Here is a 23271-nt window from a genome sequence, read left to right on the forward strand (position 1 = left end):
GCGCTACCCCTGAGGCTTGTTCTGCGCGAACGAATGGGGATGAAGTATCTCGGTGATGACGCGATTTGCGAAATCGAAGTCACCTGTTGGACCTCGCGAGTCCCGGCGTAAACCTCGTGAAGCAAGACAAGAACTAGATCCCTCCAAGCGAAAAAGGCCTGAACATGAGATCCACGATGACGTTGCTGACGGCAGTGTTATTGGTCGCCTTACAAGGCTGCGGTGAATGGTCGGGGCTAATTCTCGAAAATCCGACCACTCGGATGGGTGTGGTTTACCTCGTCCCTCGCGGGGAACTCAACGATGAGGCGGCTCAGCGAGTCAGGGCATGCGTAGCTGCTTGCGAGGCCCGCGGCTTTCCGCTTCGTTCCAAGGATTCGCTTCCACCGCCTCCCATCACGCCGGTTGAGTCGGCGATGCCGCCATCCATACCTATGGCCTGCCGCGCTTAGGTATTCATGAGAGGGTTTGTGAACCGAAAGGGCGCGGCTCGCTGCCGGTGACGCCCTCCCTACTCCCTCCTCCCTGACACCACGCTGAATCCCCCGCTCGGGGTTTCCGAGCACGTATTCCCATGTGTGCTTTTCTCCGCGATTGATGCACCATCCGGTCCAGATGGCCGGCGTTCCCCCACGCCGCGCGCGTTCGTTCGGTGCGCAACGGCGCGACACCCCGGCCTTCGGTGCTCATGTTCACTAGACCAAAGACGGAGACAAGACATGAAGTTCAGCGCGCGTTGGATGGGTGTGCCCCTGTTTGCCATTCCCATGGCAATCCCCCTGGCCTTGACCACTCTGGGTGCTCAGGCGGCGGACCCGATCAAGATCGGGGTGTCAGGTCCTTTCACTGGTGGCTCGTCCTCCATGGGCGTCAGCATGCGGGATGGGGTGCGGCTCGCCGCGCAGGAAATCAACGCCGCAGGTGGGGTCTTGGGCCGGCAGATCCAGCTCATTGAGCGGGATGACGAAGCCAAGAACGAACGCGGCGTGCAGATCGCCCAGGAGCTGATCAACCGCGAGAAGGTCGCGGCCACGGTCGGCTTCATCAACACCGGCGTGGCCCTGGCCGCGCAGCGCTTCTACCAGGAAGCCAAGATCCCGGTCATGAACAACGTGGCTACTGGCTCGGTGATCACCCAGCAGTTCGCCAATCAGCCAGACAACTACGTCTTCCGCAACGCGGCGCACGACAGCATCCAGGCGCCGATGATCGTGGAAGAGGCCGTGACCAAACGCGGTTTCAAGAAGCTGGCCATCCTCGCGGACTCCACCAACTACGGCCAGCTCGGCCGCCAGGATCTGGAGAAGGCGCTGGACCTCAAGGGCATCAAGCCCGTGGCGGTGGAGAAGTTCAACATCAAGGATGTGGACATGACCCCGCAGCTGCTCAAGGCCAAGGAAGCCGGCGCCGAGGCCATCCTCACCTACGGCATCGGCCCTGAGCTGGCCCAGATCGCCAACGGCATGACCAAGCTGGGCTGGAAGGTGCCGATGATCGGCAGCTGGACACTCTCCATGGCCAATTACATCGACAACGCCGGCCCCGGCGGCGAGGGCGCGCGCATGCCGCAGACCTTCATCCAGGAGCCCACCACGCCGAAGCGCCAGTCCTTCATCGTGGCCTACCTGAAGACGTTCAACCCGAAGAACAGCCGCATTGACTCGCCCGTGTCCGCCGCCCAGGGCTACGACTCCATCTACCTGCTGGCAGCCGCCATCAAGCAGGCAGGTGGTATCGAGGGCCCCAAGGTGAAGGCCGCGCTGGAAGACCTGAAGGCGCCCGTGGAAGGTGTGGTCACCACCTACAACAAGCCCTTCTCCAAGACCGACCATGAAGCCATCACCGCCAACATCCCGGTGCTGGGCGAAGTGAAGGGCCAGCGTGTGGTTTATGCCTACGAGGCGGACTTCAAGAAAGCCTCCGAGGTGCGCGTCAAGGACGTCAACGCCAAGGGCGCGCTGAGCCAGAAGAAGTGATCCCCCGTACGGCCGCCGCAAGCGGCCGTTTTGTTGTTCACTCGTGACGGTGGTGCGCCCACACCCGTGGCGCCCGCTGTCGCGTCAGCAGTCCCGGACCCGGTATGCAGATCCTCACTCAACTGGTGTTCAGCGGCATCGCGCTCGGCATGATCTATGCGGTCATTGCCTTCGGCTACCAGCTGACCTTCTCCACCTCCGACACGCTCAACTTCGGCCAGGGCGAGGCGCTGATGCTCGGCGCCCTCGTGGGCCTGACCCTGGTGACGCGCTTCAACCTCAACTACTGGCTGATGGTCCCGCTGGTGTGCCTCTTCGGCGCGCTGCAGGGCGCCGTGGTTGAGCGCATTGGCGTGCGGCCCGCCATCAAGATCAAGAGCGAGTTCGGCTGGATTATGTCCACCATCGCCCTGGGCATCATCTTCAAGAACGTCGCCGAAAACATCTGGGGTCGGGACGACCTTCGCTTCCCGTCACCGTTGCCGGAGTCCCCGCTGAAATTGCTGGGCGCCAATGTGATGCCCATGGAAATCCTGGTGGTGGTGGGCGCCGTGCTGATGATGCTGGCGGTGGAGATCTTCAACCGGCGCTCCATCTACGGGCGCGCCGTGGTGGCCACCTTCAATGACCGTGATGCCGCCAAGCTCATGGGCATCAACACGGGGCTGGTGATCACCTTCTCCTACGCCATGTCCTCACTGACCGCCGCGTTTGCGGGCGTGCTCATTGCGCCGCTCACGCTCACCGGTGCCACCATGGGCGCGGTGCTGGGCCTGAAGGCCTTTGCGGTGGCCATCATCGGTGGGCTGACCTCGGGCATGGGCATCATCGTCGGCGGCATCATCCTCGGCATTGCCGAGACCACCACCGGCTTCTACATCTCCACCGGCTACAAGGACGTTCCCGGCCTGGTGCTCCTGCTCATCGTGCTGGCGGTCAAGCCGGCAGGCCTCTTCGGCAAGACAGCGATCAAGAAAGTATGAACGCCAAGAAACTTGTCGCCGGCCTTGTGGCCGTGATTGTGCTGTTCGGCTTCCCGGTGGTGTCGGGCAACCCGTATTACATCCACCTGGTCGAGACCATCATGATCTATGCGATCGTGCTGTTCGGCCTGGACATCGTGGTGGGCTACACCGGCCAGGTGTCGCTGGGGCATGCTGGCCTCTTCGGCATCGGCGCCTATGTGGCGGGCGCGCTCATCATGAAGCTCGATGCACCGGTGTTGGTGACGCTGCCCGCCGCCGTGGTCATCACCGCGGCCTTCGGCGCGGTGCTGGCGCTGCCTGCGCTCCGGGTGACCGGACCGTATCTGGCCATGGTGACGCTGGCCTTCGGCACCATCGTCCAGATCCTGATCAACGAAATGGATTTCCTGACCAACGGGCCCATGGGCATCACGCTCACCAAGCCGGTGCTGTTCGGTCACCTCCTCGACGAAACGGAGTACTACTGGATGGTGGCCGTGCTGCTGCTGGCCGCGCTGGTGTTTGTGCACCGGGTGCTTCGCTCGCATCTGGGGCGGGCCTTCGAAGCGCTGCGGGGCAGCCCGGTGGCGTCGGACTGCATGGGCGTCTCCGTCTATCGCTACAAGGTCTACGCCTTTGTCATCAGTGCCGGTCTGGCCGGGTTGGCGGGCGCGCTGTATTCCTACTCGGAGCAGTACATCTCGCCCAACACCTACAACTTCGAGCTGACGGTGCTCTTCCTGCTGGCCATCATCATGGGCGGCCGCAAGACACGGACGGGCGCCTTGCTGGGCGCGGCCATCATCGTGCTGCTGCCCAAGCTGCTGGACGACCTCTCGCTGTTCCGTTGGGTGTCGGTGATCTTCGCCATCGTGGTGGCGGTGGCGACGGCAGGTGCGCTGAAGCGCGAGAAGGTCACGCCGGTGCAGGCGGTGATTCCCGTGGTGGGCAGCATCGCGCTGGCGGGACTCTCCTTCGTGCTGGAGACAATGACCGACTGGCGGCTGTCCGTCTTCGGCTTGATCACGCTGTTCGTGGTCTATTACCTGCAGGATGGCATCGTCGGTTTTGTGCGGCAGGCGCTGCGGATCAAGGCCAAGCCGCTGGGTGAGCCCACACCTGCCACTACCGCGTCGGCAGAGGCGGTGTCTACCGCTGCAGCGGGCAGCGGTGAGGTGCTGCTGGATGCCAAGGGCGTGCTGATGCAGTTCGGCGGGCTCAAGGCCTTGAACCAGGTGGACCTGCAGGTCCGGCGCGGCAGCATCCATGGGCTGATCGGCCCCAACGGCTCCGGCAAGAGCACGATGATGAATGTGCTCACCGGCATCTATGTGCCCACGGCGGGCAGCCTGGCGTTTGGCGGCCGGTCCCTGGTGGGGCGTACGTCAGCGGACATTGCGCTCTCCGGCATTGCACGCACCTTCCAGAACGTGCAGCTCTTTGGTGAGATGAGTGCGTTGCACAACGTGATGGTGGGGCTGCATCACAGCTTCCGCAGCCATCTGCTGAATGTGGCGTTGCACACGCCGCGTTATCTCAAGGAGGACAGGGGTGCGCAGGCGCGCGCGCAGAGCCTGCTGGACTTCGTCGGGCTCGGGCCGTTGGCTGCAGAAGAGGCGCGCAACCTGCCGTATGGCAAGCAGCGTCTGCTGGAGATCGCCCGCGCGCTTGCGCTGGACCCGCAACTGCTGTTGCTGGATGAGCCCGCAGCCGGCCTGACCGCACCGGACATCAAGGAGCTGATGCGCATCATCGGCAAGATCCGGGACCACGGCATCACGGTCATCCTCATCGAGCATCACATGGATGTGGTGATGGGCATCTGCGACACGGTGTCGGTGCTGGACTTCGGCCAGAAGATCGCCGAGGGCAAGCCGGCCGAGGTGCAGGCACATCCCAAGGTGATCGAGGCGTATCTCGGCGGCCAGGCGGCATGACAGCGCGGCGACCGCAACAACACCGGCAACAGCGCGGGACGGAACAGACATGTTGAAGATTGATCAACTGCATGCCGGCTACGGGAAGGTGGAGGTGCTGCACGGCATCACCATCGAAGTGCCCAAGGGCCGGGTCGTGACGCTCATTGGCTCCAACGGTGCGGGCAAGACCACCACCATGCGTGCGGTCTCGGGGATGATCGCGCCCAGCGCGGGGGAGATCTCGCTCAACGGCAAGCGCATCGATGGGCTGGAGTCGTATCACATCGCCCGGCTGGGCCTGGCGCATTCACCGGAAGGACGGCGGGTGTTTGCCACCATGACGGTCACCGACAACCTACGACTGGGGGCATTTCCTCGCTACACGGGGGCACGGCCCAAGGGCAACGTGGAGGCGGACCTGGAACGGGCCATGGAGCTGTTTCCCCGACTCAAGGAGCGCCGCCAGCAACTGGCGGGCACCTTGTCCGGCGGCGAGCAGCAGATGCTGGCCATGGCGCGCGCCACGATGCTGAATCCGGAGGTGGTGCTGCTGGACGAGCCCTCCATGGGGCTGGCCCCCATCCTGGTGGAGGAGGTGTTCCGCATCATCGAACGGCTCAAGTCGCAGGGCGTGACCATGCTGCTGGTGGAACAGTTCGCGGCGGCGGCGCTGGCGGTGGCGGACTACGGCTATGTGCTGGAGAACGGCCGAATTTCGCTGCACGGGCCGGCAGAGAAACTGCGCACAGACCCCGCCGTGAAAGCGGCGTATCTGGGCGGTGGGCATTGAGGGATCAGGGGGGCCCTTGAGCTGCTCGACCCTGCGTAGCCGCCTTGTGGATATTGCGGAAGCGATGGGGGAGGAGAGATATGCCTGGCAACTTTCCAGGGACTCGCGCAGGCGATTGCGTCGAGCCTGACATGTTGTACGCGGCTGGTGCGCCAATGCATCGGTGACGACACACTTCATTCGTGTTGTGTGCAGATGGATAACGCGCAGCCAACGGGCGCTTACCTCGTCTCGATTCAATCGCAGATCTTCGGGCGGCCTTCGCCGCCCACGATCGACTGCCATGACGCGAGCCCTGCCCCTTCCCGAGAGCCCGCGCCGGAATCTGGTGATTCTGCGCGCTGGAGACCAGTCCCTGCATCCCCAGTGGGTCGCTTCGGCGGACCGTAATTTCGACCTGCTGGTCTCTTACTACGGGCAGACACCGGACAAGCATCGGGCCACCTGCGACCTCTATGAAACCCGCCGCGGCCCCAAGTGGCCCTGCCTGGGGGAGTTGCTGGACGAGCATCCGGAACTGGTGGAGCGGTACGACGCCATCTGGCTGCCGGATGATGATCTGGCGGTGGACACCGAGACGCTGTCGCGCATGTTCGACCTGTTCCACGCCTACCGCCTGCAACTGGCGCAGCCGGCGTTGACGCGTAACTCGTACTACACCTTCGACACGCTGCTGCAGCAGTCGGGGTTCGTGCTGCGCCATGTGGGCTTTGTGGAGGTCATGGCGCCCTTGTTCTCGCGTGAGGCGATGCGGGTGTGCCGCGAGACCTTCCACCACAGCCGCATCGGCTGGGGGCTGGACTTCGTGTGGCCGGGCCTGATCAACAACAGTGACCGCCGCAGCATCGCCGTGCTGGATGCGACGCCGGTGCATCACACCCGGCCGATTCGCGGCGGCGACCTCTACAAGAACAACCCGGGCGCCGACCCGCGTGAAGACGAGCGCCGTGTGCTGGCCAGTTATGGCCGCCAGGCCTCGCGCTTCTCGGCGAAGTACGAGTTCTTTGGCGCGGTCACCGAAGTCCGCCCGTCGTTGATGGCGCGGTTGAAGCTGGGGCTGCGGCAGTTGAATGCGCACCGGCGGTGGCGGCGGCGGTTGCGGCAATTGGAGGATCACTCGATTTGATCGGCGGGATGCTTGCTCACCGGTGAACCTGTTACCCGCAAGAAAAAAGCCCCGCACTGCGGGGCTTTTTCATTCGGGCTTCAACCGCGCATCAATGCGCCGCCTCCAACCGCTGCCGCCGCTCTGCCAGATTCCCCATCTGCGTGGTCACGATCGCGATCGCTGCCAGCGTCGCCGGCACGGCCAGCATGCTCAGGATGCCGCCAAACCCCCAGCCCATGCCCAGCAGCGCGCCGCCGAAGGCCGAGCCCAGGATGCTGCCGAAGCGGCCCATGCCCAGCATCCAGCTCACACCCGTGGCACGCGCCACGGTCGGGTAGCAGCTCGGTGCAAACGCGTTCAGCCCCGTCTGTGCGCCGCTCATGAAGAAGCCCGCAGAGAACACCAGCAGCGCCAGCATCGGCGACACCGCGCCCGCTTCACCCACCGCCAGCACGCACACCCCACCCAGCAGGTAGGCCGCACCAATCACTCGCGCCGGTCGTGCACGGTCCATGATCCAGCCCACGATGATGGCGCCGATGGTGCCGCCGATCTGGAACATCGCCGTGACGTTGGCCGCCGTCGCGATCGGCATGCCGGCGTCCTTCATCAGGGTGGGCAGCCAACCGGTCAGCAGATAGATCACCAGCAGGCCCATGAAGTACGTCACCCACAAGGCCAAGGTGACCTTGGCGAACCCCTGCGAGAACAGCGCACCAATCGGCGTGCGTGTGGCCAGCGGCGGTTCCGTCGACACAAAGTTCTCACCGCCGGTGAAACCCGCCCCGCACACGCGGTTCAGCAGCGCGGCAATACGTTCCTTCGGCTTGCCCTGCACCGTCAGCAGCCGAGCCGATTCCGGCAGCAGCCACAGCAGCACAGGCACCAGCACCAGCGGCAAGGCGCCACCCAGCAGCAGCACCGAGCGCCATCCATGCGTCGGGATCAGCGCAGCCGCAGCAAACCCCACCAGCGCAGAGCCCAGGTTGAAGCCCGTGAACATCACGGTGATCAACAGCGAGCGCTTGCGGGTCGGTGCGTACTCGGAGAGCAAGGTCGTGGTGTTGGGCATCGCCGCACCCAGGCCCACGCCGGACAGCAGGCGCAACAAGGCCATCTCGGTCGGCGTGGTCGTGTAGGCCGTCAGGATGGTGAAGATGCCAAAGAGGAACACGGAAGCGATCAGCACCAGCTTGCGACCGAAGCGGTCCGCCGAAGGGCCCGCCACCAGGGCACCAATGACCAACCCGATCGGCGCAGCACTCATCACCAGGCCAAACGCCGGGCGGGAGATCGCCCATTCCTGGATGATGGCCGGCGCCACAAAGCCCATGATGGCCACGTCAATGCCGTCGGCCGTCACCACCAGGAAACACAGGGCCACCAGCAGCCACTGGTAGGAAGAAATCGGCCTCTCATCAATGAAGGCCTTCACGTCAATATTGCGGTCGCTCGCCACCGTTGTCTCCTGTTTTAGTCATTCGTCAGCCCACACACCCGATGGGGCTCTTATGCGGCGCAGTCTAGGAATCGGCCTGGGTCCCCAAAAGATGTTGGGGAGGGCCGCGTGATAACAGTTTGTTATCGGGATGACGCGTAGTGACTATCGGCGCGGACGATGAATGAGGCAGGATCGATCAAGGTTGGGACTGCAAGAGCCCGACTGTTGCGGCTCTGTTGCTGCGAACAATCAAAACGAGGCCCTGCCGCACGGTGATCGCGGCAGGGCCTCGTGATAGCCACAGGTTGACACCCCTGTGGCACTAGCGCTCTTGTCTCAGACGAACATGCCGCCGCTGACTTCGATGCGTTGCGCGGTGATCCAGCGGCTGTCGTTGGACAGCAGCGAGGCGACCACCGGACCGATGTCATCCGGCAGGCCCGCCCGGCCCAGCGCGGTGACGCTGGACACAAAGCGGTTCAGGTCCGGATTGCTGCGCAGCGCGCCGCCGTTGAAGTCGGTTTCGATGGCGCCAGGAGCCAGGGTGTTGACGCGGATGCCGCGCGCCCCCAGTTCCTTGGCCAGGTAGCGGCTCAGCACCTCCACGCCGCCCTTCATGGTGGCGTAGGCGCCATAGCCGGGGACGGCGAAGCGGGTCAGGCCGGAGGAGGTGTTCAGGATGCTGCCGCCGTCATTGATCAGCGGCACCAGCGCCTGGGTCAGGAAGAACGGGCCCTTGAGGTGGATGTTCATCAGCTCGTCGAACTGCGCTTCGCTGGTCTGCGCCAGGGGCAGGTGCAAGCCGACGCCGGCGTTGTTCACCAGGTGATCAAAACGCTCCCGCTGCCAGTGGCTGGCCAGCAGCGCCTTGAGGGACTCCACAAACGCCGGGAAGCTGCTGGCCTGGCCAACATCCAGCGCCAGCGCGGCGGCGCGGCGGCCCTGGGCCTCGATCTGCTGCACCACCGCCTGGGCTTCTTCGGCCTTGCTGCGGTAGGTGATGATCACGTCGAAACCCTTTTGCGCCAGGTGCAGTGCCGCGTTGCGGCCCAGGCCGCGGCTGCCGCCGGTGATCAGCGCGATGGGGGCGGCTTGAACGGGGGAAGAAGTGCTCTGGCTCATGGTGATGTCCTGGTTGGGATGGGATGAGCTGAACTTTATTGATCGATCCGATGGAGATAAATCGCCTCGAAGTGATTTGACTGTTCATCCATAATGAACAAATGATCGCCATCCCCTCCCTGGATACCTTGCAGGTCTTTGTCAAGGTGGCGGAACTCTCCAGCTTCACGCAGGCCGCGCTCAGCCTGGGCGTGCCCAAGGCCAGTGTCTCTACGGCCGTGCAGCGGCTGGAGGCCGCTCTGGGGGCCCGCTTGTTCCACCGCACCACCCGCCGCGTACAACTGACGCAGGACGGTCAGGCCTGCCTGGAACGCTGTCTGGACCTGCTGGCCGACCTGAACGACATGCAGACCATGTTCCAGCCCGCTGCCAGCGGCCTGCGCGGGCGGCTGCGTGTGGACATTCCGCTGCGGCTGGCCCGGGACCTGGTGACACCGGCGTTGCCCGCGTTCTTTGAGGCTCATCCCGGCCTGGAGCTGGAACTGAGCAGCACGGACCGCCGCGTGGACGTGGTGCGCGAAGGGTTTGACTGCGTGCTGCGGGTCGGCCCCCTGAACGATTCCAGCCTGGTGGCACGGCCGCTCGGTGGCCTGGACATGGTGAACCTGGCCAGCGTCGCCTACCTGGAGGCCCATGGCGAGCCCACCAGCCTGGACGACCTGGCTCGCCATCAACTGATTCATTACACCCCGCTGCTGGGCCAGCGCTCGTCCGGCTTCGAGTGGCAGGACAACGACGGCGCCCAGCATTTCGTGCCCATGGCGGGCGCCTTGACGGTCAACAACTCGGAGGCCTATATGGGCGCCTGCCTGGCCGGGCTGGGCATCGTCCAGGTGCCGCGCCGCGGCAATGATGGGGAGGTGCGCAGCGGCCGCCTGCGCGAGCTGCTGCCCCACCATCGCGCCGCGCCCATGCCGGTGCATCTGCTGTATCCGCACCGCCGCCAACTGCCGCGCCGCGTGCAGGTCTTCATGCAATGGCTGGCAGACTTGATGGCACCCCGGCTGATCCCGCTATCCTCTGGGGCCAGCGCAGTGGTGCGCTGAGTGTTTGGTTCCCCCTTGGACCTGTATTCCTCTTCCCAGCAAGCCCAGGCCGCCCTGCAGGCCGGTGACGCCCTGTCCGCGCAGGCGCCGGGCGACGAATGGCTGCTTCTGGCCATGGAAGCGGGTGATCAGGCGCAGCAGGCGCAGGCGCTGCTGCACCTGGCGCGTTGTGACCGTGCGCTGCATCGCCCGCGTGACGCTCGCCCCCGCAGCGAACTGGCGGCGCGGCTGTTTCGTCAGCTGGGCGATGCTGCCGGTGAGGCCGGGGCCCTGTCCGTGCTCGCTCACACGGCTTCGCTCGCCGGCCACCATGAAGAGGCCATCGAGGCAGCGCTGCTGGGCCTGCGGCTGGCCCAGTCTCGCGGGGACGGCGTGGCGCTGGTGGTGGCGCTGCAGGACCTGGGTGCCTGCTACGTGTGGGCACGCAGCCTCGAGCCGGCGCATGATGTGCTGCGCCAGGCGGCCGATGCCGCCAACGCCTGCAAGCCGCGCCAGACGCCACTGGGCGCGTGCCTGTGGCTGGCCACCGGTGAATTGCTGCGGCTGGCAGGAGAGCGCGAACAGCGCGGCCAGTTGCCCGCACTCGGCGCCCTGGAGGCGCATCTGATCAACGCCCGGCACCTGCTGGGCGAGGTGCTGGATGGCGCCGTGGGCGGTGTGACCGGCGAACTGGCGGGCGAAGCCCAATGCTGGTGGACCCTCATGCAAACCCTGGCCCAGATCTGGAAGGGCGCCTCCGGCCTGGCGCAGCCCGAGTTCCAGCAAGCCCTGGCCCTGCTGCCGGGCGGTGACCGCCATTGGCTGGCGGCGCTGGCGGCCTGGGTGCAGGCCGAGCTGGCCTGGTCCCGACGCCTGTGGCCGCAGGCACGGCGGGCGGCTTCCCAACTGGTGATGCAGGCGGATGCGGTCCAGCACGAACCGCTGGCCCAACTGGGCGAACTGATCGCCAGCCAGATCGAAGAACAGCAGGGCCAGCCGCAGCGCGCCCTGCAACGCATGCGTGCGCTGCGGGAACGTGAAGCCCGGGTGCGCATCGCCAGCCTGGACAGCCGCGCCGAAGCTGTGCAGTGGCAACTGGATGCCCGCCGCAGCGAACGCGATCGCGCCCAACTGGCGGACCAGGCACAGCGCCTGGAGAAGCTCTCCATGGAAGACCCGCTCACGGCCCTCGCCAACCGGCGCAGTTTCGAGGCGCAGGCCGAGGCGATGCTGCGGGCGGGCGGTGTGGTGAGCGTGGCACTGATCGACGTGGACCACTTCAAGCAGGTCAACGACCTGCACTCGCACCTGGTCGGTGATCAGGTGCTGACCCAGATCGCCCGCCTGATGCGCCAGCATGTGCGCGAACAGGACATGGCCGCCCGACTGGCCGGCGATGAATTCGTGCTGCTGCTGCGCGGCGCCACGGAGGAGATTGCCGCGCAGGCCTGCCGCCGGCTGTCCGCCGCCGTGAAGGACCACGACTGGGCGGCCATCTCTGAAGGGCTGGCGGTCAGCATCAGCATCGGCGCGGCCCAGCGCCAGGACGGCGACACGCTGCAGACCTGGCTGGCCCGCAGCGATGCGGCCATGTATGCCGCCAAACGGGCGCGGCATGCCGGGGAGGCGCTGGAGGACGGCGAAGGCGACACGCCGGATTGAGGTGAGGGGCAGGGCCGCCGCTGTCGTGGTCGCCGCTGGCGCCGCTGCCGCCGTTTAGGATCCCGGCTTTGCATTCCAGCCGAAGGATCTTTCCATGCCCGCATTCCTGTCTTCCGTCTCCGCCTGGTGGCTGCTGGCCGTGGCGGGTCTGCTGGAGATCGTGTGGGCGATGACCATGAAGGCGTCTGACGGCTTCAGCAAGCCGCTGCTCAGCGGCATCACCCTGGTGGCCGCCTGGGCCAGTTTCTGGCTGCTGGGCCTGTCACTCAAGCAGTTGCCCGTCGGGACGGCCTATGCGGTGTGGACCGGCATTGGTGCGGTGGGCGCCGCGATCCTGGGGATGATCATCTTTCACGAACCCGCCACGCTGGCACGCATCGGCTGCATCGCGCTGATCGTCGGCGGAATCCTCGGGCTCAAGCTGTTGCACTGAGCCCGCGTGCCCCCCGTTCCTCGCGCGTTCCCTATTACTTGAAGAACCAGTACCCGACGATGATGGTGCCGACCAGGCCCACCACGTCGGCGATCAGCCCGCAGGTCAGCGCATAGCGTGTCTTGCGGATGTTGACGCTGCCGAAGTAGACCGCCAGCACATAGAAGGTGGTCTCGGTGGACCCCTGGATGATGGCGGCGAGCTTGCCCTGGAAGCTGTCCACGCCGTAGGTCTTCATCACGTCCACCATCAGGCCGCGTGCACCGCTGCCCGACAACGTCTTCATCAGCCCCACGGGCAGCGCCGGAACGAAATCGGTGGGCAGCCCCATGGCTGCCAACGCTGCTGCAATGCCGCGCACCACATAGTCCATGCAGCCGGTGGTGCGGAACACCGAGATGGCCACCAGGATGGCCACCAGGTAGGGAATGATCTGCACCGCGACGCCAAAGCCCTCCTTTGCGCCCTCCACGAAGCTCTCGTAGACGTTGATGCGCCGCCACGCCCCCACGGCGATGAACATCACGATGATGCTGAGGATCACCACGCTGCCCAGCAACCCGATCATCTGGGCCATTACGTCGGGCGGGTACTGGTGCAGCCAGCCGAACATCCCGGCCATCAGGCCCACGAAGCCCAGCACCAGTGCCAGCACCGGTGCGGTGAACAGGTTGATGCGCTGGTAGACCGCCACGGCCACCAGGCCGGCCATGAAGGAAATGAAGGTGCCGACCAGCGTGGGCAGGAAGATATCCGCCGCGTTGAAGTTCACCAGGTGCTGGTCCACCGCGATGGCCTGCCGGATGGCGATCACCGAGGTGGGGATGAGCGTGATGCCGGCCGTGTTCAGCACCAGGAACATGATCATCGCGTTGCTGGCGGTGTCCTTCTGCGGGTTGAGCTCCTGCAGCTCGCGCATGGCCTTGAGGCCCAGCGGCGTGGCGGCGTTGTCCAGCCCCAGCATGTTGGCCGAGAAGTTCATCACCATGGAACCACCGGCCGGGTGACCACGTGGCACGTCCGGGAAGATGCGGGCGAAGAAGGGACCCATCGCCCGGGCGAAGAGCTGGATGACCCCGGCGTTCTCGCCGATCTTCATGATGCCCAGCCACAGGCTCATCACGCCCACCAGACCCAGGGAGATGTCGAAACCGGTCTTGGCGGTGTCGAAGATGCCGTTGAGCACCTGCGTGAAGATCGTCAGGTCCCCTTGCATGAGCCGCAGCAGCGCCACTGCAAAGCCGACCAGGAAGAAGCCGATCCAGATGAAGTTGAGCACCATGGGGGCGGATTATTCCCGGCCCGCTGGCCGGTACTGCGCGAACCTCGGGTTGACGAGCATGACGGGGGCGAGGGTGGTCATAACCAGACAGTCAGGACCGGCTTCGAGGGCTTGTGGCACCCGTGCGGGTACTCCTGTGGGCACCGGCCTGCGCTGACTTCTGGGCGCGGTGCGGTGTTTGCGGCATAGTGCCGGCACTTTTTGCACATTCGGCCCTGCCATGTCGCCCGACGCGACGCTCGGCAGGATGTCTGACACGAGAGAGAAATCCATGACATCTTCCAGTCCTGCCGCCCGCTGGTCGCGGGTGGCCACTGCCGCCGTCCTGAGCTGCTGCACCCTGGGCGCCACGGCGTTCGCCAAGACCACGCCGACGGCCCAGGATGCCGAGCGTTTTGTCAAAGGCGCCGAAGCGCGCCTGGAAGCGCTGCAGATCAAGGCGCAACGTGCGGAGTGGGTGACCGAGAACTTCATCACCGACGACACGCAGCAGATCACCGCCGAAGCCAACGAGGAACTGCTGCGCGCCAGCGGTGAACTGGCCCTGGCGGCCCGCCGCTACAACGGCCTGAAGCTGCCGGCGGACACGGCCCGCAAGCTCAAGCTGATGCAGCTGACGCTGATGATCCCGGACGATCAGGAGCGTGCCCGTTTCACCCGCCTGGCCACCGGCCTGACCAGCGCCTACGGCATGGCCAAGTACTGCCCGCACAAGGCCGACGGATCCCAGGGCACCTGCCTGCCGCTGGACGAGCTGGAAAAGATCATGGCCGAGAGCCGTGACCCGGCCCAGCTGAAGGACGCGTGGATCGGCTGGCATGCCCAGTCCAAGGCCTATAAGCAGGAATACATCAACTACGTGGCGCTCTCCAACAAGGGCTCACGTGCCATGGGGTTCGCGGACACCGGCGCGCTCTGGCGTTCCGGCTACGACATGACGCCGGACGCCTTTGCCGCGGACATGGAACGGACCTGGCAGCAGGTGCGCCCGCTGTATGACGCGCTGCACACCTATGTGCGCTTCAAGCTGCGCCAGACCTACGGCCCGGACCTGGTGCCCGCCACCGGCCCGATTCCGGCGCATCTGCTGGGCAACATGTGGAGCCAGAGCTGGGAGAACATTTATCCGCTGGTCAAGCCCGCAGCCAAGGCCGGGGACTACGACCTGAGCCAGGTGCTGGCGCAGCGCGGCACCTCGGCCAAGGAAATGGTCAAGTACGCTGAGGGCTTCTACACCTCGCTGGGCATGGAGACGCTGCCGGACTCGTTCTGGGAGCGTTCGCTGCTGACCAAGCCGCAGGACCGCGAAGTGGTCTGCCACGCCTCGGCCTGGGACATCGACCAGCAGCAGGACGTGCGGGTGAAGATGTGCATCCGCCCGACCGAGGAGGACTTCATCACCATCCACCACGAGCTGGGCCACATCTACTACGACCTGGCCTACCGGGGCCAGCCGAACCTGTTCCGCAATGGCGCGAACGACGGTTTCCACGAGGCCATCGGTGACACGGTGGCGCTGTCCATCACGCCGAGTTACCTGAGCCGCCTGGGCCTGATGACCGCAACGGACAAGCCGGGCGATGACATCGACAACCTGCTGATGCAGGCGTTGCGCAAGGTGGCGTTCCTGCCGTTTGCGTACAAGGTGGATGCCTGGCGCTGGCAGGTCTACGCGGGTCAGGTGAAGCCGCAAGACTACGACAAGGTGTGGTGGTCGCTGAGCGAGACCTACCAGGGCATCTCGCGTCCTGTCCCGATGCAGGCGGATGGTTTTGATGCCGGCGCCAAGTTCCACGTGGCGGCGGACGTGGCCTACGCGCGCTACTTCGTGGCCCACCTGCTGCAGTTCCAGTTCCAGCGTGCGCTGTGCCGGGAAGCCGGCTACAGCGGCCCGCTGCACAGCTGCTCGATCTTCGGCAACAAGAAGGCTGGCGAGAAGTACCAGGCCATGCTGAGCATGGGTGCCAGCAAGCCGTGGCCCGAAGCGCTCAAGGCGATGACCGGTGAAACGCAGCTGGATGGCGGCGCGCTGATCGAGTACTTTGCGCCCCTGAAGGCCTGGCTGGATCAGCAGAACGAAGCGCTGGCCAAGAGCGACGCGACGCTGAAGCGTTGATGCTGATGCGCGGGAACCCTCCGCATGAGGACGGGTGACCCGCCGGTCAAGCCAGTACTCAGTCGCTCTCCTGGAAGCGCGCCCGGACTTCCAGCACCTTCGGCAGCACGCTGATGAACAGCTCCACCAGCCGTGGGTCGAAGTGCTTGCCGGACTGCTCGCGCAGATGGTCCACGGCGGCTTCCGGGGTCCAGGCGCGCTTGTAGGGGCGAACGCTCGTGAGGGCGTCGAATACATCGGCAATCGCGACAATGCGGGCCTCCTCGGGGATGGCCTCACCGGCCAGGCCCTCGGGGTAGCCGCTGCCATCCCACTTCTCGTGGTGGCTCAAGGCGATGCGACGCGCCAGCCCCAGCAGACCGGTGGTGTGGTCACCCAGGATCTCCGCCCCGATCTGCGGGTGGCGGCGCATCACCGCCCACTCCTGCTCGTCCAGCTTGCCCGGCTTCTGCAGGATCGCGTCCGGGATGCCCAGCTTGCCCACGTCATGCATGGGCGCGGCGTGCAGCAACTCTTCGGCGTCCGCATCGGAATAACCGGCCGCCTGCGCCAGCAGTTGCGAGAAATGGCTCATCCGCACCACGTGCCAGCCGGTCTCGTTGTCCTTGAACTCGGCGGCACGGCCCAGGCGTTGCACGATCTGCAGCCGCGTGTCCCGAAGTTCCTGCGCACGCACCAGGGAGAGGTGGGTCCGTACCCGGGCCCGAACCACGGGCGGGCTCAGCGGCTTGGTGATGTAGTCCACCGCGCCTGCCTCAAAGCCTTCGGTCTCGTGGCCCGAGTCCGCCAACGCGGTGACGAAGATCACCGGGATATCGGCGGTGGTGCTCTGCACCTTCAGCGTGCGGCACACGTCCATGCCGGAGAGCTCCGGCATCATGACGTCCAGCAGGATCAGGTGGGGCCGTTCCTGGCGCGCCAGGTCCAGGGCCTTGTGGCCATCCCTTGCAAAAAGCAGGCGGTAGTCGTCCTGCAGCGCGTGGCGCAGCACCTGAAGGTTGGCGGGTTCGTCGTCAACCAGCAGCAGCTTGGGGCGGGTATCGGCAGTGGTCATGAAGCGTTGAGCTGCGCTCGGAGCGCATCCAGTGCCCGCAGGGCGGTGTCGAAGTCAAAGTCACCAACGGCGCGTGACAGGGGCTCGCAACGCGGGCCACCCCAAGCGTCGCAGAGGACTTGCAGCGCATCGTCATCCAGCTGGCTGCCGCGCAGGGCACGGGCCAGCCGGTCAGCCGCGTCGGTAACGCGGCGGTCCGAAGTCACTGTGGCGCTCCCGGCTTGTACGGTCGGCGTTGAATCGGCCAGGCGATGGATGGCCTCCACCGCCTGCTGTAGCGCCACGGAAACATCGTCGGCATGGGCCGCCAATTGCTCCTGGTGGCCTTGTTTGAGCGCCTCTTCCATCGCCACCGTGGCATCCAGCAACACCGGCAAGGCCAGGCTGCCGGCAGCGCCTCGCCATCGGTGCACCAAGGCCCGCAGGTCCAGCCATTCCCGTTGACGCAGCAGTTGCTGCAGGCGGGTCACGCCCTCGCGCTGATCTTCGGCAAAGCGGCGCAGACCCCGGTGCCACGCTGTCGCATTGCCCCACAGGTGCAGGCCATGCGCCCAGTCCAGGTCGGTCACTTCCAGACCCATCGGCAGGGTCGGCTCGCCGTGCAGGTCGGCCCAGGTGGAGGCCATGGAGGGCGGCGGCGCCGGGGCGGCCGGCGTGGTGGGGGCGATGCCCAGCACGCGGGCCAGCTCGGCAAACAGACGCTGCGGTTCCACCGGCTTCACGGCAAAGCCGTCCATGCCGGCGGCCAACGCGGCCTGGCGATCTTCTTCCAGCACGCTGGCCGTGAGCGCCACGATGGGCGTGCGCTGACGGCCCTGGGCCTGCTCGAAATTGCGGATGCGCCGGGTGGCGCCCATGCCGTCCAGCACCGGCATGTGCACATCCATCAGCACCGCGTCGAAGCGCTCTTCGGAGAACGCCTTGACGGCGGCCATGCCATCGCCCACGGTGCGCACCTGGTGGCCGTGGCGACCCAGGATGAGCTGCAGCAGTTCACTGTTCTGGGGCACGTCGTCGGCCACCAGCAGCCGCAGCGGCGGCAGTGCGGATGGCGTGCGGGTGTCGTCCTGGGCCGCGGCCTCGGCGTTGCCCAGGGGGAGCGGCAAATGAACATGGAAGGTGCTGCCTTCGCCCTCCACGCTTTCCACCGTGATGCGGCCGCCCATGCGTTCGACCAGCTGGCGCGAGATGGTGGTGCCCAGCCCGGTGCCCCCGAAGCGGCGGGTGGTGGAGGCGTCGGCCTGTGCAAAGGCATCGAAGATGCGTTCGACGCGGTCGGGTGCAATGCCGATGCCGGTGTCGATCACCCGCAGGTGGATGCCGCCCTGTTCATGGCGCATGCTCAGCGTCACCACGCCGCGTTCGGTGAACTTGATGGCGTTGCCGATGAGGTTGAGCAGCACCTGCTGCACTCGCAGTGCATCGCCCTTGAAGTGGTCGGCCGCCGTGAGGGGATAGTCCAGTTGCAGGGTCAGGCCCTTGCGTTGGGCCAGCAGGCCCAGCGAGTTCATGGCCTGCTCACAGACCTGGCGCAGCGAGAAATCGACCTGCTCCAGGTCCATGGCGCCCTTGTCGAGCTTGGCGGTGTCCAGGATGTCGTTGAGCAGGGCCAGCAGGGAACGGGCGGAGCTGCGCACTGTGCTGAGGTGGCGGCGCTGGGCCTCGGTGAGGGTGGTGTCCAGCAGCAGCTCGGTGAAGCCAAGAATGGCGTTCATCGGGGTGCGGATCTCGTGGCTCATGTTGGCCAGGAAGGCGCTCTTGGCGTCCGCCGCTGCCTCTGCCCGATGCTTGGCTTCTTCCAGCTGCAGGTGCAGGTGCATGCGCTCGGTGATGTCCAGCATCACGCCGTCGATCCATTGCACCTGTCCATCGGCCCCCAGCACGCCGCGGCCACGCTCGGACACCCAGCGCTCGCCGCCCTCCAGCGTGTGCAGGCGGTATTCCATGGTGTAGGGCTGGTCCAGGCGCAAGGCCTCGGCCACGATCTCGTCCACCCGCTGGCGGTCATGCCGGTGGATCAAGGCCCCCAGGTGCTGGCGGCCAGTAATGAAGTCCTCCGCCGGCCAACCCGTCAAGGTTTCCACGGCGTCGCTGATGAGCATCATGCTCCAGTCGCTGTCCATGCGGCAGCGGAAGCTCACGCCCGGGCTGTTGGCGATCAGCGTGCGGAACTGGGTCTCGCTTTCGCGCAGGGCGAGGTCGGTGGCCCTTTGGCGCTGGCGCTCGGCGATCAGGTCACGGTTGAGGCGGCGCAACACCAGCAGGCCGTTGGCGCCGGCAGTCATGGCACTGATGGTGAGGGTGACCACCGTGATGGTCAGCGCCAGAAGACCGTTGTTTTCCAGCCCCGTGTTGCAGGGGCCATCGGCTATGCCGATGAAACGTGCCGCGCCCATGGCGGTGTAGTGCATGCCCGTGACGGCGCAGCCCATCACCAGGCCGCCCAGCGTCACCACCCAGATGCGGTGCCAGCGGTGCTCGAGCCCGAAGCGGATCCACAGCGCGAGCATGGCCAGCAGCACGGCCACGACGATGGAGGCGGCAAACCAGGCTGGGTCGTAGCGCAGCTCGGCCGTCATCTCCATGGCGGCCATGCCGGTGTAGTGCATGGCGCCGATGCCGGCCCCCACCAGCACCCCGCCCAGAACACAGGAGCGTGGGCTCAACCGGCCGCGCGAGATGAGGCCCAGTGCCACCCAGGAGGCGGCCAGCGCCGGCACCATCGACAGCGCGGTCAACCCGCCGTGGAAGTTCACCGAGGCACAGAGCTGGAAGGCCAGCATGCCGATGAAATGCATGGACCACACGCCGCCGCCCAGGGCCACGGCGCCGGTGAGGACCACCGCCTGCCGATGCCAGCCCGTGCTCCGGCGGGCGATGCCGGCCACCTGCAGTGCCAGTGCCGAGGTGAGCGAGGCCACCAGCACCGACAGCAGCACCAGGGAGAGGGAATAGTGGCCCGTGAGCAGGAGCGTGGGGGCTCCGTCCCGGATCAGGAAGAACTTCGGCAGCAGCGACGCGAGATCGGACACGTAGGGGGAGGCATCAGGGCCGCGTGGAAGACGCGTGATGGTGAGGCCTGCCGGCCTGCGCTGCGCGGAAAAAATCCGCGTTAACCCTGACGGGCGCGACTGAGCCCCCCACGTGCGGGGGCACCCTGTGAAGGATGGACGGTAGCGGTGCCAGCCAGGGCGCTGTGCACATGCTTGTGGCCATGAAAAAAGCCTGCCGGCGTTGACGCGCGGCAGGCTTTGCGGAGGGATCCCGCGCCGGGGCAGCGCCCCGCTGGCGTTCAGAACGCCGGCACCACCGCGCCCTTGTACTGGGCCTGGATGAAGCGCTTGACCTGCTCGCTCTGCAAGGCAGCTGCCAACTTCTTCACCGCCGGGGCGTTCTGGTTGTCCGCGCGGGTCACCAGCCAGTTGGCATAGGGCGAATCGCCGCCTTCGATGGCCAGGGCATCCTTGGTGGGGTTCAGCTTGGCTTCCAGGGCGTAGTTGGTGTTGATCAATGCCAGGTCCACCTGCGGCAGGATGCGCGGCAGGGTGGCGGCTTCGATCTCACGGAATTTCAGGCCCTTGGGGTTGTCGGTGATGTCCTTGGTGGTGGACAGGATGTTGGTCTTGTCTTTCAGGTGGATCACGCCGGCCTTGTCCAGCAGCAGCAAGGCACGGCCGCCATTGGTGGGGTCGTTGGGCAGGGCGACGGTGCCGCCCTTGGGCAGCTCGGCCAGCGTCTTGTGCTTGAGAGAGTAGGCGCCAAAGGGCTCCACATGCACGGCCACCACCGGCACGAGCGAGGTGCCCTTGCCCTTGTTGAATTCGTTCAGGTAGGGCTTGTGCTGGAAGAAGTTGGCGTCCAGGCGCTTTTCGCTGACCTGGATGTTGGGCTGGACATAGTCGGTGAAGACCTTGACCTCAAGTTCCACGCCTTGCTTGGCCAGCTCGGGCTTGATGAGGTTGAGGATCTCGGCATGCGGCACCGCGGTCGCAGCAACGGTGAGCTTTTCCGCCAGTGCGGAGCCCAGGGCCAGGGTCGCCAGAGCGGCGACAACGATCTTCTTCATGTTCAAACTCCTCTTTTCATAAACACCAGGGTCATGCACACCAAGCCTCCCGAAGGCTTAGAGAACCTCTGCAGAGGTCCCTTAGTGGTGCGAGACCCGCTTGACGAGCCAGTCGCCCAGCATCTGCAGGGCCTGGACCAGAACCAACAACAACACCACGGTGACCACCATCACTTCGGTCTGGAAGCGCTGGTAGCCAAAACGGATGGCCAGGTCGCCCAGGCCGCCACCACCGATCACCCCGGACATGGCGGTGTAGGACACCAGCGTGATGGCCGTGACGGTGAGGGCGGAGACGATGCCAGGCAGGGCCTCGGGCAGCAGCCCCTGCCAGACGATCTGGCGGGTGGTGGCGCCCATGGAGAGGCCGGCTTCCACGATGCCGCGGTCCACACCGCGCAGCGCGGTTTCCACCAGGCGGGCCAGGAAGGGCGTGGCGCCCACGACCAGCGGCGGGATGGCACCCGCCACGCCCAGCGAGGTGCCGGTGATGAGCAGCGTGAACGGGATGAGCACGATCAGCAGGATCACAAAGGGCAGCGAACGCAAAATGTTGACCACCAGCGAGAGCAGGCCGTACAGGCGCGGAGAGGCGAGCAGCTGGCCCCGGTCTAGCAGGAACAGGGCGATGCCCAGCGGCAGGCCCAGCAGCGTGGTGAAAAGCAGCGAGCCGCCGAGCATCAGTAGCGTGTCGCCACCGGCCAGCACAATCTCGGACCAGTCGATGGTGCTGAGCACTTGAATGAAACCGTTGCTCATGCGCGCAGCTCCTCGACCTGGACACCACGGGTCGCCAGGAGTTGCCGGGCAGCGGCCAGGTCTCCGGCCGAGATGGCAATGGTGAGCTGGCCGTAGGGCACGCGCTTGATGCGGTCGATGCGGCCGGCAAGAATGCCGAAGTCCAGCTTGGCGTGGCGGGCGACCTCGCCCAGCAAGGGCTCGTAGGTTCGGTCGCCGAGGAAGGTGAGGCGCCACACCTGGCCCTGGACGTGGGCAAAATCGTCCCGCTGGGTGCCCTCGTCCACCTGTTCGGCCGCCTGCACGAAGCGCCGGGCGGTGGGGGAGCGGGGGTGCAGGAAGACTTGCGACACTGGGCCTTCTTCGACGATGCGACCATCGTCGAGCACCGCCACGCCGTCGCAGATGCGGCGGACGACGTCCATCTCATGGGTGATGAGAACAATGCTGAGCTTGAGCTCGTCGTTGAGCTCGGCCAGAAGATCCAAAATGGAGCGGGTGGTTTCGGGGTCGAGGGCGCTGGTGGCTTCGTCGCAGAGCAGGACCTGCGGCTCCAGCGCGAGCGCGCGGGCAATGCCGACACGCTGCTTCTGGCCGCCCGACAGCTGGGCCGGATACTTGTTGGCATGCTCGGTGAGGCCAACGCGGGCGAGCAGGGCGTTAACGCGGGCAGCCATGCGGGGGCTGTCCCAACCGGCAATGCGCATGGGCCAGCCGACGTTCTGTGCGACGGTGCGGGAACCCAGCAGATTGAAGTGCTGGAAAATCATGGCGATGCGCTGGCGGGCGGCGCGCAACCCCGCACCATCGAGCGATTGCAGGTCCTGGCCAGCCACCACCACCCGGCCGCTGTCCGGACGCTCCAGCAGGTTGATGACACGCAGCAAGGTGCTCTTGCCTGCGCCCGACGCACCAATGACGCCGAACACCTCGCCCGGCTGGACATGAAGGTCCACACCCTTCAGGGCGGCAATCTGGCGGCCATCGACCGTATACGATTTGTGAAGCTGTTCGAGTTGGATCACAGACAGGCCGGAACAGAAAACCTGCGATCCTTAGGGATTACCCGGGATTTGGCAACAACTCATTGTTCATATGCATATGAATGATGGGGGTATCGAGCAAATTCCGAATATGAATTCCTGGGGGGCTTCTCTCTGGGATCGGGGGGCGGCGGCGCTAAAAGAACGACCCTTCAGAGTGCCCCACGCCGGAAGGCGCCGATCCGGGTGCCTTTTGCTTCATGTCCCTCCTGTCCCGCTCCGCGGGCCATTCCTTCCTGATACTTTCCCTCCTGCTTCCTTCGCGCTGATGGGAGCCCGCCACGTGACCCTGGATACCTTCCTGGGTTCTATCCCGAAGTTAAGAGTGGGGCACGTTGGTCGGATTCGACGCTGTAGCTCGGACGGTGTCTTGGGGCGCCGCCGGTGTTTGCCCGGCGGCGACCTCGCGTATCAGGATGCGCATGTCGAATAGGCGCGCTCATTGAGGAGGTTGGTCATGACTTCGATGGTGGGGGTGGACGTGAGCAAGGCCAAGCTCGACGTCGCGTTGTTGGACGAGAAGGGGAAGTA

General features: G+C 65.7%; 17 protein-coding genes. 9 read left to right on the top strand and 8 right to left on the bottom strand.

What is annotated here, in order from left to right:
• Positions 1-767: 767 nt before the first annotated feature.
• The 5 genes from BMY53_RS15540 to BMY53_RS15560 all read left to right on the top strand — a co-directional run bounded on the left by BMY53_RS15540 (position 768) and on the right by BMY53_RS15560 (position 6776).
• Positions 768-1976: an ABC transporter substrate-binding protein gene (locus tag BMY53_RS15540; RefSeq protein WP_404947881.1), complete on the top strand. Its 1209-nt coding sequence runs from the start codon at positions 768-770 to the stop codon at positions 1974-1976.
• A gap of 104 nt (positions 1977-2080) precedes the next feature.
• On the top strand, positions 2081-2959 hold the full coding sequence (locus BMY53_RS15545) for a branched-chain amino acid ABC transporter permease (protein ID WP_092947393.1): 879 nt from the start codon (positions 2081-2083) through the stop codon (positions 2957-2959).
• On the top strand, positions 2956-4878 hold the full coding sequence (locus BMY53_RS15550; RefSeq protein ID WP_092947394.1) for a branched-chain amino acid ABC transporter ATP-binding protein/permease: 1923 nt from the start codon (positions 2956-2958) through the stop codon (positions 4876-4878). Before BMY53_RS15545 ends, BMY53_RS15550 begins: the two co-directional genes overlap by 4 nt.
• A 49-nt stretch (positions 4879-4927) precedes the next feature.
• A complete protein-coding gene (locus BMY53_RS15555) occupies positions 4928-5650 on the top strand; it encodes an ABC transporter ATP-binding protein (RefSeq protein ID WP_092947395.1) in 723 nt (240 codons plus the stop codon).
• Positions 5651-5933: 283 nt separating this feature from the next.
• Positions 5934-6776: a DUF707 domain-containing protein gene (locus BMY53_RS15560; RefSeq protein ID WP_092947396.1), complete on the top strand. Its 843-nt coding sequence runs from the start codon at positions 5934-5936 to the stop codon at positions 6774-6776.
• A gap of 91 nt (positions 6777-6867) precedes the next feature.
• On the opposite strand, the gene BMY53_RS15565 is transcribed toward BMY53_RS15560, so the two are convergent.
• Together BMY53_RS15565 and BMY53_RS15570 are read right to left on the bottom strand one after the other, a co-directional pair.
• Positions 6868-8217, bottom strand: a complete 1350-nt coding sequence (locus BMY53_RS15565; RefSeq protein WP_092947397.1) for an MFS transporter — start codon at positions 8215-8217, stop codon at positions 6868-6870.
• Between the two features lie 318 nt (positions 8218-8535).
• The gene (locus BMY53_RS15570) at positions 8536-9321 is read right to left on the bottom strand and encodes an SDR family NAD(P)-dependent oxidoreductase (protein WP_092947398.1); all 786 of its coding nucleotides are present in this window, start codon (positions 9319-9321) and stop codon (positions 8536-8538) included.
• A gap of 101 nt (positions 9322-9422) precedes the next feature.
• Here BMY53_RS15570 and BMY53_RS15575 point away from each other — a divergent pair, with 101 nt between their 5' ends.
• From BMY53_RS15575 to BMY53_RS15585, 3 genes are all read left to right on the top strand, one after another.
• Positions 9423-10367: a LysR family transcriptional regulator gene (locus BMY53_RS15575; protein ID WP_404947879.1), complete on the top strand. Its 945-nt coding sequence runs from the start codon at positions 9423-9425 to the stop codon at positions 10365-10367.
• Positions 10368-12008, top strand: coding sequence for a GGDEF domain-containing protein (locus BMY53_RS15580; RefSeq protein WP_143074091.1), 1641 nt, complete (start codon positions 10368-10370; stop codon positions 12006-12008).
• Positions 12009-12102: 94 nt separating this feature from the next.
• On the top strand, positions 12103-12441 hold the full coding sequence (locus BMY53_RS15585) for a DMT family transporter (protein WP_092947400.1): 339 nt from the start codon (positions 12103-12105) through the stop codon (positions 12439-12441).
• Positions 12442-12475: 34 nt separating this feature from the next.
• On the opposite strand, the gene BMY53_RS15590 is transcribed toward BMY53_RS15585, so the two are convergent.
• A complete protein-coding gene (locus BMY53_RS15590) occupies positions 12476-13723 on the bottom strand; it encodes a nucleoside recognition domain-containing protein (RefSeq protein ID WP_092947401.1) in 1248 nt (415 codons plus the stop codon).
• A gap of 271 nt (positions 13724-13994) precedes the next feature.
• Here BMY53_RS15590 and BMY53_RS15595 point away from each other — a divergent pair, with 271 nt between their 5' ends.
• Positions 13995-15839 carry a M2 family metallopeptidase gene (locus BMY53_RS15595; RefSeq protein ID WP_092947402.1) on the top strand — a complete coding sequence of 615 codons (1845 nt, stop codon included), beginning with the start codon at positions 13995-13997 and terminating at the stop codon, positions 15837-15839.
• 58 nt (positions 15840-15897) lie between these two features.
• On the opposite strand, the gene BMY53_RS15600 is transcribed toward BMY53_RS15595, so the two are convergent.
• The 5 genes from BMY53_RS15600 to BMY53_RS15620 all read right to left on the bottom strand — a co-directional run bounded on the left by BMY53_RS15600 (position 15898) and on the right by BMY53_RS15620 (position 22722).
• The gene (locus tag BMY53_RS15600) at positions 15898-16893 is read right to left on the bottom strand and encodes an HD-GYP domain-containing protein (RefSeq protein WP_092947403.1); all 996 of its coding nucleotides are present in this window, start codon (positions 16891-16893) and stop codon (positions 15898-15900) included.
• Positions 16890-19925 carry an MHYT domain-containing protein gene (locus tag BMY53_RS15605; RefSeq protein ID WP_255370221.1) on the bottom strand — a complete coding sequence of 1012 codons (3036 nt, stop codon included), beginning with the start codon at positions 19923-19925 and terminating at the stop codon, positions 16890-16892. Before BMY53_RS15605 ends, BMY53_RS15600 begins: the two co-directional genes overlap by 4 nt.
• A 260-nt stretch (positions 19926-20185) precedes the next feature.
• The gene (locus BMY53_RS15610) at positions 20186-20959 is read right to left on the bottom strand and encodes a MetQ/NlpA family ABC transporter substrate-binding protein (RefSeq protein WP_092947404.1); all 774 of its coding nucleotides are present in this window, start codon (positions 20957-20959) and stop codon (positions 20186-20188) included.
• 81 nt (positions 20960-21040) lie between these two features.
• Positions 21041-21718: a methionine ABC transporter permease gene (locus BMY53_RS15615; protein WP_092947405.1), complete on the bottom strand. Its 678-nt coding sequence runs from the start codon at positions 21716-21718 to the stop codon at positions 21041-21043.
• Positions 21715-22722: a methionine ABC transporter ATP-binding protein gene (locus BMY53_RS15620; RefSeq protein WP_092947406.1), complete on the bottom strand. Its 1008-nt coding sequence runs from the start codon at positions 22720-22722 to the stop codon at positions 21715-21717. Before BMY53_RS15620 ends, BMY53_RS15615 begins: the two co-directional genes overlap by 4 nt.
• Between the last annotated feature and the right edge of the window lie 549 nt (positions 22723-23271).

This window comes from Roseateles sp. YR242, assembly GCF_900109745.1.
Classification (GTDB): Bacteria; Pseudomonadota; Gammaproteobacteria; order Burkholderiales; family Burkholderiaceae_C; genus Roseateles.

Excerpts from the sequence above, each read along its gene's own strand:
- BMY53_RS15540 (WP_404947881.1), top strand. The coding sequence starts at position 768 with ATGGCAATCCCCCTGGCCTTGACCACTCTGGGTGCTCAGGCGGCGGAC.
- BMY53_RS15545 (WP_092947393.1), top strand. The coding sequence starts at position 2,081 with ATGCAGATCCTCACTCAACTGGTGTTCAGCGGCATCGCGCTCGGCATG.
- BMY53_RS15550 (WP_092947394.1), top strand. The coding sequence starts at position 2,956 with ATGAACGCCAAGAAACTTGTCGCCGGCCTTGTGGCCGTGATTGTGCTG.
- BMY53_RS15555 (WP_092947395.1), top strand. The coding sequence starts at position 4,928 with ATGTTGAAGATTGATCAACTGCATGCCGGCTACGGGAAGGTGGAGGTG.
- BMY53_RS15560 (WP_092947396.1), top strand. The coding sequence starts at position 5,934 with ATGACGCGAGCCCTGCCCCTTCCCGAGAGCCCGCGCCGGAATCTGGTG.
- BMY53_RS15570 (WP_092947398.1), bottom strand. The coding sequence starts at position 9,321 with ATGAGCCAGAGCACTTCTTCCCCCGTTCAAGCCGCCCCCATCGCGCTG.
- BMY53_RS15575 (WP_404947879.1), top strand. The coding sequence starts at position 9,423 with ATGATCGCCATCCCCTCCCTGGATACCTTGCAGGTCTTTGTCAAGGTG.
- BMY53_RS15585 (WP_092947400.1), top strand. The coding sequence starts at position 12,103 with ATGCCCGCATTCCTGTCTTCCGTCTCCGCCTGGTGGCTGCTGGCCGTG.
- BMY53_RS15590 (WP_092947401.1), bottom strand. The coding sequence starts at position 13,723 with ATGGTGCTCAACTTCATCTGGATCGGCTTCTTCCTGGTCGGCTTTGCA.
- BMY53_RS15595 (WP_092947402.1), top strand. The coding sequence starts at position 13,995 with ATGACATCTTCCAGTCCTGCCGCCCGCTGGTCGCGGGTGGCCACTGCC.
- BMY53_RS15600 (WP_092947403.1), bottom strand. The coding sequence starts at position 16,893 with ATGACCACTGCCGATACCCGCCCCAAGCTGCTGCTGGTTGACGACGAA.
- BMY53_RS15610 (WP_092947404.1), bottom strand. The coding sequence starts at position 20,959 with ATGAAGAAGATCGTTGTCGCCGCTCTGGCGACCCTGGCCCTGGGCTCC.
- BMY53_RS15615 (WP_092947405.1), bottom strand. The coding sequence starts at position 21,718 with ATGAGCAACGGTTTCATTCAAGTGCTCAGCACCATCGACTGGTCCGAG.